The sequence below is a fragment of the Flavobacteriales bacterium genome (assembly GCA_016713875.1).
In the GTDB taxonomy this organism is placed as follows: Bacteria; Bacteroidota; Bacteroidia; order Flavobacteriales_F; family PHOS-HE28; genus PHOS-HE28.
This window is the reverse complement of the sequence record JADJOI010000003.1, coordinates 2,696,658-2,709,053: the sequence shown is the minus strand read 5'-3', so window position 1 is coordinate 2,709,053 and position 12,396 is coordinate 2,696,658. Positions and strand designations below refer to the sequence as shown.

The following is a 12,396-nucleotide window of genomic DNA, read 5'->3' as shown; positions in this document are numbered from 1 at the left end:
CTCACACTGCAGCGAAACCAATGAACTGCGAAGCAACGCATGGTTGAGCGGGTGATGATGTTGAGCATGATCTCCGGGAAGTGGAAGGTGCTGCTGAGGATGCCGGGCCTGCCTGCCGGCCGGCAGGCTTCACCTCGTCGGTGATGCGCGCCTTGATATCCACCTTCCCTCTAGGACTCTCGACGCAGACCATGTCGCCGTCGAGGATGCCATTCTGTTGCGCGTCGGCGGAATTGAAGGGTTGAGTCATGCCGCCTTCTTCTTCGCCTTCAGTTGTTCCTCGAGCAGCTTGGTCCACTTGGCCTTGATGCGTTTGAACTCGGCCGGATCGAAGTCAGGGTCATGGCGTTCGCGGTACATGGCCTCGCGGATCTCGCGCACCATCTTCACGGCATCGTAACGCTCCTTTTTCGGGGTCGCGGGTTTCATGGCGTAAGATCTCTTGGGCTGCGGATCTCGAGCATCCGGTAGCCGAGCTTCAAATTTACAGCGTTGTATAGCCTGATGCGGTTGTAGTTCACAATGTGCTTGAAGTTCCAGCTGACCAGCAGGTCCACCTGGGCAAGGGTCGCGATGGCAATATGCTGGGTATCCAATTCCGAACTCTTTCCGACTATGCGCTCCTTGATGTACGCCGCAGCCAGTGCCTCAGCCTCATCCGATAGGTCGATCCGCTCAAGCTGTTCCCGCTTCATCTCCTTGAGCAGCATGCGTACATGGTCGGGCGCCAGCTTCAATTCGTGTTCGCTGATGTTCGAGTGACCGCCTTGTACCGACCCGCTCGGATCTGGTCGAACAATCCAACAGACCACTCCTGGAACTCTCTCTCGAAGCAACCTCCGAATACCGAGGTATCGATGTTGATGCGCATCGATCAAGCCTTCTGCACCACCTCCCCCGCCTTCCGCAAGTGCGCCTTTTTCGCCTTGCGGATGCGACAGGTTACCACCTTGTATTCAGGACACATGGCAAGGCTATCACTCACACTGGAGGTAATGATGTTGAGCATGATCTCCGGGAAGTGGAAGGTGCTGCTGAGGATGCCGGGCTTCACCTCGTCGGTGATGCGCGCCTTGATGTCCACCTTGCCGCGCGGGCTTTCCACGCAGACCATGTCGCCATCGACGATGCCGTTCTGCTGGGCGTCGGCGGGGTTGATCAGCAGCACGTCCTCGGTGAGGATCTCGCCGTTGCCGGTGCGCCGCGTCATGGCGCCGCAGTTGTAGTGCTCCAGCTCGCGGTTGGTGGTGATGATGTAGGGGTAGTCCTTCTCGTTGGTGCGCACCTCGGGGCTCTTCTCCCACGCGTTGAAGTAGAAGTGGCCGAGCCCGCGCTTGAAGCTGTCGGTGTGCAGGATCTTGGTGTCGGTGCCGTCGGGCTTCACGGGCCATTGCTTGCCGTTCTCGCCCAGCTCGTCCCACTTCACCCCGGCGAAGAAGGGCACGATGCGGCTGATCTCCTCCAGCACCCACTTGGGGTGGTAGTCGGTGTTGGCGTTGCCACTGCGCTTGCCGGTCTTCTGCGCATAGCGCTCCATGATGTCGCAGGTGATCTGGCCGTCGCTCTTGGTGCCCTCGATGGGGTCCACCACAGCGTTCACGCGCTGGATGCGGCGCTCGCCGTTGGTGAAGGTGCCGCTCTTCTCCAGGAAGCTGGCGCCGGGTAGCACTACGTGGGCCATCTTGGCGGTCTCGGTCATGAAGAGCTCCTGCACCACGAAGAGCTCCAGCTCGCCGAGGGCCTTGCGCACGTGCATCGTGTTGGGGTCCGTCTGGCCCATGTCCTCGCCCACCACCCAGAACGCTTTCATGGTTCCGGCGAGCATGGCGTCGTACATCTGCGGGATCTTCTTGCCGATCACATTGGGGATCTCCGTGCCGTAGAACTCGTTGTAGAGCTGCGCGTACTGCGGATCGTCCACCGCGAAGTAGCCGGCGCCCTGGTGCGGCTGGCAGCCCATGTCGGCCGCGCCCTGCACGTTGTTCTGTCCGCGCAGCGGGTTCACGCCCACGCCGCGGCGACCGATGTTGCCGGTCATCATGGCGATGTCGGCGATCTGCATCACGGTGAAGGTGCCCTGGAAGTGCTCGGTGACGCCCAGGCCGTGGAAGCTCATGGCGGCGGGGCTCTTCGCGTAAGCCATCGCGGCCTCACGCACGAGCTTGCGGTCCACGCCGGTCTCACGCTCCATGGCGGCGATGTCCACCGAGAGCAGCTCCTTCTTGAAATCGTCCCAGCCCTCGGTGCGCGTGTCGATGAAGTCCTGCTTCACCAGTCCCTCGCTCGCGATGGTATGCATGAACATGTTCAGCAGGGCCACGTTGGTGCCGGGCTTCAGCTGCAGGTGGTAGTGCGCATAACGGGCCAGCTCGGTGCGGCGCGGGTCGATCACGACCAGGGTCTTCCCCTTCATGATCTGCTGCTTGATCTTGGCGCCGGTCACAGGGTGCGCATCGGTGGGGTTGGCCCCGATCACCATGATGGTGTGCGTGTCGCGCAGGTCATCGATGCTGTTGGTGGCCGCGCCGGTGCCGAAGGTCTTCTGCATGCCGAGGGCCGTGGGGCTGTGGCATACCCGCGCGCAGCTGTCGATGTTGTTGGTGCCGATCTGCGCGCGGATGAACTTCTGCAATAGGTAGTTCTCCTCGTTGGGGCAGCGCGAGCTGCTCACGCCGCCGAGCGCATCGGGGCCGTACTCCTCACTGATCCGGATGAAACCGTCCACGATGAAGTCGTAGGCCTCGTCCCAGCTCACTTCCTCGAACACACCGTTGCGCTTGATCAGCGGTGAGCGGAGCCGCTCGGGGTGGTCGTAGAACTTGAAAGCATAGCGGCCTTTGAGGCAGGTGTGCCCTTGGTTCGCCTCTGCATCGTACGGCGCGGTGATGCCCGCCACAACTTTCTTGACCTCTTGCCCGCCGGAGCCTTGGCGTAGGTGGGTCACCTTCACCTCCAGGTTGCAGCCCACGCCGCAGTACGTACACACGGTGCGCACCACGCTGTCGGCTTTGGTCTCCTTGGCGCGGAACACATCGGTGATGGCGCTGGTGGGGCAGGCCTGCGCACAGGCGCCGCAGCTCACGCAATCGCTGTCTTTGAAGCTCTCGTTGGTGCCTTTCACGATGTGGTTGTCGAAACCACGGCCGGCCATGGTGAGCACGAACTCGCCCTGCACCTCATCGCACGCACGCACGCAGCGGTAGCAGCTGATGCACGCGCTGAGGTCGCTCACCATATAGGGATGGCTCGTGTCCTGCGGTGTGTCCAAGTGGTTCTTCCCCTTCGGGTAGCGCACGCTGTCGATGTCGAAACCGATCTGCTGGACGACGTTGTAGAGCTCGTTCTTCCCATGGTCCTCCGTCTTCAGCCGCTCGGTGTCGTAGTCGGTGAGCACCAGCTCCACGATGTTCTTGCGCAGCCGCTCCATGCGCGGGCTGTTCACCGTGATGTACATGCCCTTGCCCACGGGGGTGTGGCAGCTGGCCATCACCTTGCTGGGGCCGTCCTCCTGTAGCGCCACTTCCACGGAACACACGCGGCAGCTGCCGAAGGGCTCCAGGTTGGGGGCATCGCACAGCGTGGGCACCGGATTCGGCCCCTTGTGCCGCTTGAGGAAGGCCAGCATCGTCTCGCCCTTGTGGATCGGGTAGGCGACACCGTCGATGTAGGCGATATCCACCTCCGTGGCCGCCTTGTTGGAGGTGGCGGGGGCGGACTGCGTCTTGGCGACGGGGGCGGGGGAGCCGGAGTGCTTGGCCTGGGGCTGGTTCATGGCGGAAAGACGTGAAGGACGAAGATAGTGAGGCCACGGACCGATACCCCGGCCGGCCCTCTTCCCGTTCAATGTCACTGTGGCTGACCGGGATTCGTCGACTTCGTTCCGTCAATTCAAGGAGAAGCCACGCAACACCGGCCTGCCAGCAACGCACCGAATATGAAACGCCCCATCGATCTCCACGCCATCGGCGAGCGCATCCACTTCAACGATGCCCGCGAACGAACGAACGGCCAACGCAGCGAGGCTACCTTGAGCCTTGGTCCCGGCAACAAAGGCCCCGGTGCGCACATCCACATCGGCCAGGACGAAGGCTTCAAGGTGCTGAGCGGGAAGCTGATCGTCACCATCGGTAAGAAGGAAGTCACCATGGGGCCCGGCGAAAGTGCGGTGGTCCGTGCGGGTGAGGCGCACAACTTCCGCAATGCGAGCAGCACCGAACGGGTGGAGGCCGAGTTCTGGTACCAGCCCGCCCTGAACATCGAGTGGATGCTGCAGTCGATGGGAGAGGACGCGATGGAGAACGGCGGCGATTGGAAGAAGGCCCCGTTGCTGCCCGTCTTCCATGCCTTGTGGAAGATGCGAAGGGAGTATCGCCTCGCAGGCCTGCCCTTCTGGTTGCAGGATGCGCTGTTTGGCACATTCGCGTTCATTGCGCGGCTCACGGGCGCCCACGAACGGTGGCCGCTGCCGGAGAGGCTGCGCTGACGCACGTCCGCCGGACGGTCGTTCCGGAGAGTCTCGGATCGCTACTTCCGAACATCGGACACACCGAAGCCTGGCGGACGCGTTGGGGCCAGGGTGAAGGACGAGGACGGTAGGCCGCGGACCGTTGCCCGGGGTCTCCGAGGGACGAGCATAGCACCCGGTCCGATAGCTTTGGCCGCATGCTGGACATCGCCACCCTCACCGCCGAGTTCGAGCGGAACCGTGGCGCGCTGAGGGCCTACATCCTGCGGGTGACGGCGAGCAGGCAGGACGCCGAGGACATCGTGCAGGAGACCTGGATCAAGGCGCAGCGGAGCCTGGAGGGCTTCAGGGGCGACAGCAGCGTGAAGACCTGGGTCTTCGCCATCGCTCAGAACATCGCGCGGGATCATCTGCGTGCCTTGAAACGATGGCCCGAGGACGTGGGCGACATCTGCAAGGAGGCCGCCCTGAACGACCCCGAGTTCTTCCGCGAGGCCATGACGATCCACAAGACCTCGCCGCAGGCCCAGTTCGAGATCCGCGAGCACATCGCCCTCTGCTTCACCTGCGTGAGCCGATCGCTGCCGCTGGAACAGCAATTGGCCGTCATGTTGAAGGAAGTCCACGGGTTCAGCGTGAAGGAGATCGCTGCCATCATGGAGAACACCGAGGCCATGGTGAAGTACTGGTTGCACAGCGGCCGCGGCAAAATGATCGATGTGTTCGATCGGCGTTGCGCGCTGATCAACAAGGAAGGCGCCTGCCACCAGTGCACGGAGCTCAATGGCATCTTCAACCCGAAACAGAACGCGCAGGAAGAGGCCGTGAAGATCCAGATGGTGCGCGATGCGAAGAAGGCTGACAAGGAGCACCTCTTCGATCTGCGCATGAAGGTGATGAAGGAGCTCGATCCGTTCACCTCAGCCGCGGCTGAGCTGCAGTTGCATCATCTGGAGTTCGATCGGAAGGTGATGGAGGGGTACCCCGAGGGGAGCTGAACCCCTTGGCGGAAGGTGGCTTCTGATCTCCGTTCACCCGGGTCCTATCGTTCCTGTCGCCTGGATCGTCCAAGAGGCATGAACCCCCTCTTAACCCCCTCCCACACATGACCACCGCTCCCGCTATCGGACAGACCGCCCACTCCACGAAGACGACCTTCCACCGCGAGACCACAGTGAGCACGGTGATCAAGGCCGACGAGGCCATCATCTGGGCGCTGCTCACGAACGCCACTGACCATCCGCGTTGGAACCGCACGGTCACCTCCATCCAGGGCACCATCGCCCTGGGCGAATGGATCATGCTGAAGAGCACCCTCGATGCCAAACGCAGCTTCAAGCTCAAGGTGATGGAGTTCGAGCCGGAGAGGAAGCTCGTGTGGGGCGATGGCAAGGGCCGGCGCACCTTCACGCTGAAGGACAACGGCGACGGCACGGTGACCTTCACCATGCACGAACGCATCGGTGGTCTGATGTTCCCGTTATACGCCAAGTACATCCCGAGCTTCGACGATAGCTTCGACCGCTTCGCGGCCGACCTGAAGCAGGAGGCCGAACTGATCCAGAGCAAGAGCAACTGATCTCCCGGTCAACATCGACCATTCACCATCCACCCGCACGAACATGGAAAAGCGAACAAAGGACAACCCCTGGAAACTGAAGACGCCTCCGAACACCTCCGAGTACACGATGCATGTGGAGGAGAAGGACGGCAAAGAGGTCCTCGTGTGCACCGTCGGCAAGACCGTGCTGCTGTATGACATCCGGTGCATCAGCGACCTGCACGCCATGCTGAGGAAGCACGGGGACTGGATGGACCTTGGCGGCGCCGATGAGCAGAAGCCCGCGAAGGAGGGCACCGTGGAAGCCTGGGGCCGTTCGCCGGTGAACCCTGTGGGCGGTTGGTACGGCTTGAAGAAAGGACTGCGCGGACGCTTCGGTGTGTACCTGCCGCCGCTGATGGAAGCGCTCGGCCTGTGCGAGCTCACGCACGAGGCGAAGGGGAACAGGATGCGGCACAAGTGAGCCCTCCTACTTTCGTAACACCATGAGCAAGCCCTTCAAACCCGCCGGATACAATTCCGCCTCACCCTATTTCATCGTTCCACAGGCCGGTCGGTTCATCGACCTGATGAAGGCGCTGTTCGATGCGAAGGAGCTGCGCCGCTACGACATGCCCGATGGTACCATCATGCATGCCGAGGTGATGCTCGACGATACGGTGATCATGCTTGGCCAGGCTTCGGAGAAGTTCCCTGCTGTGCCGATCGTGATGCATGTGTACGTGGCCGATGTGGATGCCGCCTACGCGAAAGCTCTTTCGCTCGGTTGCGAAGCGGTGGAAGCTCCCAAGCAGCGCGATGGCGACCCGGATCGGCGCGCGTCGTTCAAGGATTACGCGGGGAACTGGTGGAGCGTGGGGATGCAGCTGTAGCGGAACGTGCCCGTGTGGGCACAGGTTCGCTGCAGCTGAAGGAAGCGCGCGGTCGGTCGGAAGTCACACACCAGGCGAAGGGGAACAAGATGCGGGCCTGCCTGCCGTAGACATGGCGAAGTAGTCCGGGGAAGCTCGGACCGCGCACAGCAGCTAGCCCCGCTCACTCGCACCCCTCCATCTCGATGATGAAGTAGCCCTGCTTCTTGATCTGCTCGGCCCACTTGGGTCGCATGGACTCCACGTGGCAGAAGCGGCACTCCTTGGTGGTGAGCGCCTGGCCCTCCTGGCCTTTGGTGCGCAGGTACTCACGCCCGTAGTTGTGGATCACTGCGGTGTCGCGCTGGCTGCTGGGTGCAAGGATGTCGAAGTGCATCACGGTGCCATCCTTCTTCATTACATAGGTGTCCCAAACGGCTACTTCCATCTTGTTGGTGGTTGGTGTGGAGATCTTAATCTGCGGGTACGCCGTCAGCGACAGGCAGAGGAGAAGGGGCAAGGGTGGGGATCCGGGCCATGGCGATGCGATTCGTTCCGGGTGCGAATATGGTTAGGATACCAAACAATAAATGCCCCGGCAACCAAACGCCATCCAACCATGAACAAAGCAGTCTTCTACCACGCGGGATGCCCCGTATGCGTCAACGCCGAGAACCGGATCACCGAGATCGTTGACCGCTCCAATTATGATGTGGAGATCGTCCACTTGGGCCAGCAGCGCAACCGCATCGCCGAGGCAGCAGGCGTGAAGAGCGTGCCCGCCTTGAAGCTCGGCAGCGATGTGCTGCCCATCAACTTCGGCGCGAGCATGGCCGATGTAATGGGCTACGGCCAGCACCAACGCAATGGAAGACCCGGTCAGCAAGCCGGGTCTTCTTGTGTACCCTACTTTCACACACTGAACAATGGCCCAACGCCGCCCGACACCACTGGACAGCCACATCGCACAGGTGCTCGAACGCATCGGTGAAGTGGCGCGGGCGGGCCGCTGGAAACGGGCGGGCGAAGGCGATCCCAGTCCGCTGTAGGCCAAGGTGCTCAGTCACTTGGCAGCGCATAGTGGCGAGCGCATGGGCGTGGCGCGACTCGCACAAGACCTCCAGGTGAGCCGACCTACGATGAGCGCTTGCGTTAAAACCCTGGTGGATCGCGGACTGCTGAAGCGAAGTGCGGAAACTCATGATGCCCGCAGCCATTCGCTCATCCTATCCGCTCAGGGCCGCAAGGTCCACCTGGCGATAAGCGCATCCGCCGGTCTTGATCGTTCCATCGCGGTCATGCGCGAGCCCGAAAGGGAAGCCCTGCTCCTTGGGCTCATGACCGTTCTTCAACAGCTCTTGACCGATGGCTCTGTCGATGTGCAACGCATGTGCTGGACATGCTCGCACTACCGCGGTGATCGGCGCAACACCCATCGCTGCGCTCTGATGGAAATATCGCTGGCGACCAAGGATCTGCGCACGGACTGTCCGGAGCATGAGTTAGTGGTCGCTTAGCGATCAAGCTGCCTCATGCGATGCCCGACATCGCTTTGCCGGACAACCCTATACACACAGGGATCTTGGCCATGCGAACGCGCAGGCCGATCGCGGACCGTGTCCGTGGAGGGTACTCGCTCGACCGGGATCACGGGATCAGTAGAGGAGGTGTAGTCCTCGCAATACGGCGTGGCGCCCGGCTCGAAGGCGACGCAACGGCCCCTGGCACCGAACTAGTAGTACGAGGAGGTATGCGGCCCGATGTACCGGCTGCAGTAGTCGGAACCGCTGAAGGTCATCGCTCCGGTGCGCCACTTCCGCGACGCCAGTGAGTCCGTGTTCAGGGTGGCGCTGCTGTACGAGCAGGCATATTCCACACGTCCAGCGAACCAGGCTTGCTCAACGGGGGTGGGCTCAGGGTTGTGGCAGGCGAACGAGATGGCCCCGAGTCTTGCGACCGCCTTGATCGACGCACGGGAGATCTTCATCCGGCGATCATCGGTGCCGCACCGCGTTCTCGCCGGTGAGGAGCCCTGCACCGGAAAGACACTGGGATGAGTTGGATCGATCGCGGGCCGGGATCCACACGTGCTCAGGCATTGCGTCGCGTGATCGGCAGCGCTGTGCTCCACCGTACCGCCTCCTTGAGCCCGCCCTTCTCGCTGGGGCTCAGGGTACCGGTACAAGCGAACACATCAACCATGCGGTCCTTTGGACCACAGGATAGGCCGCACTGGCCCTTTCGGGCCGGAGGGGTCACTTACCCCCGGCCCTCACCGTGCTCATGCAATCCTTGCAATCGGTGATGATGAACTCCGTACGACGGTTCATCTGATGTTCCAATTCGGAACATTCCACACCATCCGCACAGGGGTTCACCAGCTGGCGCTCGCCGTACCCCTTGCATGTGATGCGTTCCGGCCCGATACCCTGGTCGATCAGGTACTGGCGCGTGGTCTCTGCCGGGATACAGCCATCTCCGGCAGTTCATCAGCGAGACGTACGCTTCCGGCACACCCTGGTCCGATGTGCTGCGCTTCGGAGGCGTGCTTCCCGGCGGTGTATTCTTCACGGTCTTCGGATCCACTCTGGCGGGTGCATGGCGGCTGCCTCCTGCAGGCCGGATCAGATCCGCTGCCATCGGGTTGTTCTATGCGTTGGGCACCGTGGCTGTGGCGTTCCTTCCCTGCGACCTTGGATGCGATCCTGCGCAGGTCGATCCTTCGCCGTCCCATGTGCTCCACTTCGCAGCAGGAACGTTGACCTACCTCTTGACGCCGCTGGCCCTGTTGCTGATCGGTATGGCGACTCGGGAGCGTCCTGATCGGGCGACGCTGTCGAGGACCGCGCTCATCTGTGGCTGTGTCGCGCTCATGGGCGTGGCCATCCTCTTCTTCGCACCGCTGGAGGACTGCTGGGATTGAACCAGCGGATCGTGGAGGGTGCGGTCATCGTCTTCATCCTTCTTTGCGCCCATCGCCTTCTGCGAGTAAGCCGTCCATCCGGACCGTCCAAGGGAGGGCGCAGCTCGCGCCGACGTGAGGTGAGAGCCCTCGGTGGAAGATGAGCGCGCTGCGCGTCGTGCGGCCTGTGCCCTGGGTCGGTACGACGGTATCGTCCATGAATGGATGGTTGATGCGATGCGCGTGCTCGGGCTAGCCTGGCCGTTCTCAAGGGCGGTGCATGGATGCGTGATCCGGGTCAGTTCCGCGTAGCGATGACCTCATGCTGTGAGGTGGTTCCTGCCGTGATGGATCGATCATCGATCGTAGTGACGGTCGTGATCGCGCGACATCACCATGGCTTGATGATGATGCTCGTGATGTGTTCGCCGATGACCGGAGCGTTCCTCGATGATTTCTGAGCGATGTGCTGAACGCCGCGTGCAGCAAGGCGTGCACGTGATCGCAACGAAGGAGCGCATGCATGCATGATCCCGATGCGATGTGCTGATCGCTGATCGACGTTCACCGTTATCAACATCATTTGGTTGGTACATGTTCGCAACCTATTGATGCACGAACCCGTTCAAGGTGATACGTTTGTCTCAAACCCTTAACCGTCATGGCAAAGAAGGCAGCAAAGAAGGCCACGAAGAAGGCCACGAAGAAGGCGACCAAGAAGGCCGCTCCGAAGAAGGCCACGAAGAAGGCCACCAAGAAGGCCGCGAAGAAGAAGTAAGGAGCTCAGCTCCGAACGCTCGAAGGGCCCGGTCTCCGGGCCCTTCGCCATTTCCGGCGCGCCGCATCGCGGCGCGTCGTGCATTGGAGCTGCGCTCACCTCAGCGCTGCCCTCGATCAGGTGAAGGCGGGGCGGAGCTCGTCAGCGAAGTACTGGAGCGCGTTGCGCACACCGAGCGGAAGCCCACCACCGAGCGCGCACAGCGAACCGATCTCCATGGTCTCGATGAGGTCGTTGAAGAGCGCGCGGTCGATCCGGCGCCCGTCGCGTACGCCTTGGATGAGCTCCTTGCCTCGCGTGGATCCGATGCGGCAGGGGAAGCACTTGCCACAGCTCTCCATCGCCGTGAAGGCGAAGAGGTGCTCCAGGTAGTCGAGCATCGGGAAGTCCAACGGGATGCTCAGCACGCTCGCATGTCCCAGGAGAAAGCCTTCCTTCTGGAAGCTCTCGAAGTCGATGGACAAGGCACTGATCTTCTCCATGGGCACGATGCCCCCCAGCGGACCGCCGATGTGCAGCGCCTTCGTGGGGCGTGCGAAGCCCCCGCCAAGTTCATCCACCACACGGGACAGCGGGGTGCCGCACTCCACTTCATACAGTCCCGGACGGTTGAAGCCGCTGTCGAGGCACACGAGCTTGCTGCCGTTGCTCTTTTCGGTGCCGAGCCGTGCGAAGGCCGCACCGCCATGCTCCACCACCCAGGGCACGCAGGCGAGCGTCTCCACGTTGTTCACCACCGTGGGCCGGTTGAAGAGGCCCTGCTGGGCCGGGTAGGGCGGACGCGTGCGCACCTCACCGCGCTTGCCCTCGATGCTGTTGAGCAGGGCCGTCTCCTCCCCGCACACATAAGCACCCGCGGCCTTGATCACCTTGAAGCGCCAGCTGCGCCCGCTGCCCTTGATGTCCGTCCCGATCCATCCGTTCGCCTCCAGCTCGTGCACCGCGGCCTTCACCGCCGCGATGGCTTCGGGATACTCGGCCCGGATGTACAGCACGCCGGTGTCGGCGCCCACACAGTGACCGGCGATCATCATGCCCAGCAGCACGAGGTGCGGACGCTGCTCCAAGAGGTAGCGGTCGCTGAAGGCGGCGGGATCGCCCTCGTCGGCGTTGCACACGATGTACTTGCGCGGCGTGCCGTTTCCGGTGCTGTCCCCCGCGTTGCGGCAGGCCTCCAGCTTGAACCCCATGGGGAAGCCCGCACCGCCCCGGCCGCGGATCACGGCGGTCTTGATCTCCTGCAGCACATCGGCCGGGTCGCTCTTCAACACACGCTCCCACAGCGCGTAGAAGGTTGCCAGCGGCGGCATCGGCGCCGTCAGGATCGGCCGCTCCATGGTGGTCCCCACATGGTGTGCCCCATGGGCGGGCACCTGCATCGGCGCATGGTCCCGCACCTCCTTCACGAGGGCGTCCACCTGGTCGATGCTGCCACCGCTGTAGTTGCGACCACCGATGTGGAAGGCGCTGTTCTCATGGCAGCGCCCCAGGCAGCACATGTGCCCGATCTCCTCCGGCTTGAAGTGCCGCTCCAGTGCATGGTGCACCTTGTCCTGCGTGCCCGCCACCAGGCAGGCGCTGCCGTTGCACACGTAGGCCTTGATGCCCTTGTTCTCCGGCTTCAGGAAATCGTAGAAGGTGCTGGTGCCATAGGTGACCGCTTCGCCGATCAGGTAGTCGTCCGCAATGGCGGTGAGCGCTTCGGTGGACGGTGTGCCCATGCGGTCGGCGGCCTGCTGCAGCCGGTCCCAGAGGGCGTCATCGAGTTCCCTGCCATCGCGGCCGGAGAGGGAGGAGATGTTCTTGGACATGCGCTCCGAAGGTAGCAGGCGATGCAGG

At 62.5% G+C, this 12,396-nt stretch carries 14 protein-coding genes and 1 pseudogene; 8 read left to right on the top strand and 7 right to left on the bottom strand.

The window, feature by feature from the left end; translation table 11 throughout:
• Position 1: 1 nt before the first annotated feature.
• From IPJ87_13015 to fdhF, 4 genes are all read right to left on the bottom strand, one after another.
• Positions 2-250: a hypothetical protein gene (locus IPJ87_13015; protein ID MBK7942772.1), complete on the bottom strand. Its 249-nt coding sequence runs from the start codon at positions 248-250 to the stop codon at positions 2-4.
• Positions 247-429 (bottom strand): hypothetical protein, encoded by a 183-nt coding sequence (locus tag IPJ87_13010; GenBank protein MBK7942771.1) that lies wholly within the window; start codon positions 427-429, stop codon positions 247-249. The genes IPJ87_13015 and IPJ87_13010 overlap by 4 nt, the downstream gene beginning before the upstream one ends.
• On the bottom strand, positions 426-710 hold the full coding sequence (locus tag IPJ87_13005) for a hypothetical protein (protein ID MBK7942770.1): 285 nt from the start codon (positions 708-710) through the stop codon (positions 426-428). The genes IPJ87_13010 and IPJ87_13005 overlap by 4 nt, the downstream gene beginning before the upstream one ends.
• Positions 711-874: 164 nt before the next feature.
• The gene (fdhF, locus tag IPJ87_13000) at positions 875-3,772 is read right to left on the bottom strand and encodes a formate dehydrogenase subunit alpha (GenBank protein ID MBK7942769.1); all 2,898 of its coding nucleotides are present in this window, start codon (positions 3,770-3,772) and stop codon (positions 875-877) included.
• Between the two features lie 162 nt (positions 3,773-3,934).
• Here fdhF and IPJ87_12995 point away from each other — a divergent pair, with 162 nt between their 5' ends.
• The 5 genes from IPJ87_12995 (at position 3,935) to IPJ87_12975 (ending at position 6,898) form a co-directional block, all read left to right on the top strand.
• Positions 3,935-4,483 carry a cupin domain-containing protein gene (locus tag IPJ87_12995; protein ID MBK7942768.1) on the top strand — a complete coding sequence of 183 codons (549 nt, stop codon included), beginning with the start codon at positions 3,935-3,937 and terminating at the stop codon, positions 4,481-4,483.
• 179 nt (positions 4,484-4,662) lie between these two features.
• Positions 4,663-5,463, top strand: coding sequence for an RNA polymerase sigma factor (locus IPJ87_12990; GenBank protein MBK7942767.1), 801 nt, complete (start codon positions 4,663-4,665; stop codon positions 5,461-5,463).
• 107 nt (positions 5,464-5,570) lie between these two features.
• Positions 5,571-6,044: an SRPBCC domain-containing protein gene (locus tag IPJ87_12985; protein MBK7942766.1), complete on the top strand. Its 474-nt coding sequence runs from the start codon at positions 5,571-5,573 to the stop codon at positions 6,042-6,044.
• Positions 6,045-6,087: 43 nt separating this feature from the next.
• Entirely contained in the window at positions 6,088-6,489 is a 402-nt protein-coding gene (locus IPJ87_12980; GenBank protein ID MBK7942765.1) for a hypothetical protein, read from the top strand.
• A gap of 22 nt (positions 6,490-6,511) precedes the next feature.
• On the top strand, positions 6,512-6,898 hold the full coding sequence (locus IPJ87_12975; GenBank protein MBK7942764.1) for a VOC family protein: 387 nt from the start codon (positions 6,512-6,514) through the stop codon (positions 6,896-6,898).
• Between the two features lie 163 nt (positions 6,899-7,061).
• On the opposite strand, the gene IPJ87_12970 is transcribed toward IPJ87_12975, so the two are convergent.
• Positions 7,062-7,325, bottom strand: a complete 264-nt coding sequence (locus IPJ87_12970) for a DUF2024 family protein (protein MBK7942763.1) — start codon at positions 7,323-7,325, stop codon at positions 7,062-7,064.
• A gap of 171 nt (positions 7,326-7,496) precedes the next feature.
• Between IPJ87_12970 and IPJ87_12965 the strand changes: the two are divergent.
• Together IPJ87_12965 and IPJ87_12960 are read left to right on the top strand one after the other, a co-directional pair.
• Positions 7,497-7,718 (top strand): annotated as a pseudogene (locus IPJ87_12965) (thioredoxin family protein).
• 250 nt (positions 7,719-7,968) lie between these two features.
• On the top strand, positions 7,969-8,394 hold the full coding sequence (locus IPJ87_12960; protein MBK7942762.1) for a winged helix-turn-helix transcriptional regulator: 426 nt from the start codon (positions 7,969-7,971) through the stop codon (positions 8,392-8,394).
• A gap of 215 nt (positions 8,395-8,609) precedes the next feature.
• Here IPJ87_12960 and IPJ87_12955 read toward each other — a convergent pair whose 3' ends face one another.
• The gene (locus IPJ87_12955; GenBank protein MBK7942761.1) at positions 8,610-8,864 is read right to left on the bottom strand and encodes a hypothetical protein; all 255 of its coding nucleotides are present in this window, start codon (positions 8,862-8,864) and stop codon (positions 8,610-8,612) included.
• A gap of 471 nt (positions 8,865-9,335) precedes the next feature.
• On the opposite strand from IPJ87_12955, the gene IPJ87_12950 reads away from it, so the two are divergent.
• A complete protein-coding gene (locus IPJ87_12950; protein MBK7942760.1) occupies positions 9,336-9,800 on the top strand; it encodes a DUF998 domain-containing protein in 465 nt (154 codons plus the stop codon).
• A gap of 873 nt (positions 9,801-10,673) precedes the next feature.
• On the opposite strand, the gene IPJ87_12945 is transcribed toward IPJ87_12950, so the two are convergent.
• Positions 10,674-12,368 (bottom strand): NAD(P)H-dependent oxidoreductase subunit E, encoded by a 1,695-nt coding sequence (locus IPJ87_12945; protein MBK7942759.1) that lies wholly within the window; start codon positions 12,366-12,368, stop codon positions 10,674-10,676.
• Positions 12,369-12,396 lie beyond the last annotated feature (28 nt).

Coding starts and splice junctions, on each gene's coding strand:
- IPJ87_13005 (MBK7942770.1), bottom strand. CDS start 710: ATGCTGCTCAAGGAGATGAAGCGGGAACAGCTTGAGCGGATCGACCTA.
- IPJ87_13015 (MBK7942772.1), bottom strand. CDS start 250: ATGACTCAACCCTTCAATTCCGCCGACGCGCAACAGAATGGCATCCTC.
- IPJ87_12955 (MBK7942761.1), bottom strand. CDS start 8,864: ATGAAGATCTCCCGTGCGTCGATCAAGGCGGTCGCAAGACTCGGGGCC.
- fdhF (MBK7942769.1), bottom strand. CDS start 3,772: ATGAACCAGCCCCAGGCCAAGCACTCCGGCTCCCCCGCCCCCGTCGCC.
- IPJ87_12985 (MBK7942766.1), top strand. CDS start 5,571: ATGACCACCGCTCCCGCTATCGGACAGACCGCCCACTCCACGAAGACG.
- IPJ87_12990 (MBK7942767.1), top strand. CDS start 4,663: ATGCTGGACATCGCCACCCTCACCGCCGAGTTCGAGCGGAACCGTGGC.
- IPJ87_12960 (MBK7942762.1), top strand. CDS start 7,969: ATGGGCGTGGCGCGACTCGCACAAGACCTCCAGGTGAGCCGACCTACG.
- IPJ87_12970 (MBK7942763.1), bottom strand. CDS start 7,325: ATGGAAGTAGCCGTTTGGGACACCTATGTAATGAAGAAGGATGGCACC.
- IPJ87_12975 (MBK7942764.1), top strand. CDS start 6,512: ATGAGCAAGCCCTTCAAACCCGCCGGATACAATTCCGCCTCACCCTAT.
- IPJ87_12945 (MBK7942759.1), bottom strand. CDS start 12,368: ATGTCCAAGAACATCTCCTCCCTCTCCGGCCGCGATGGCAGGGAACTC.
- IPJ87_13010 (MBK7942771.1), bottom strand. CDS start 429: ATGAAACCCGCGACCCCGAAAAAGGAGCGTTACGATGCCGTGAAGATG.
- IPJ87_12980 (MBK7942765.1), top strand. CDS start 6,088: ATGGAAAAGCGAACAAAGGACAACCCCTGGAAACTGAAGACGCCTCCG.
- IPJ87_12995 (MBK7942768.1), top strand. CDS start 3,935: ATGAAACGCCCCATCGATCTCCACGCCATCGGCGAGCGCATCCACTTC.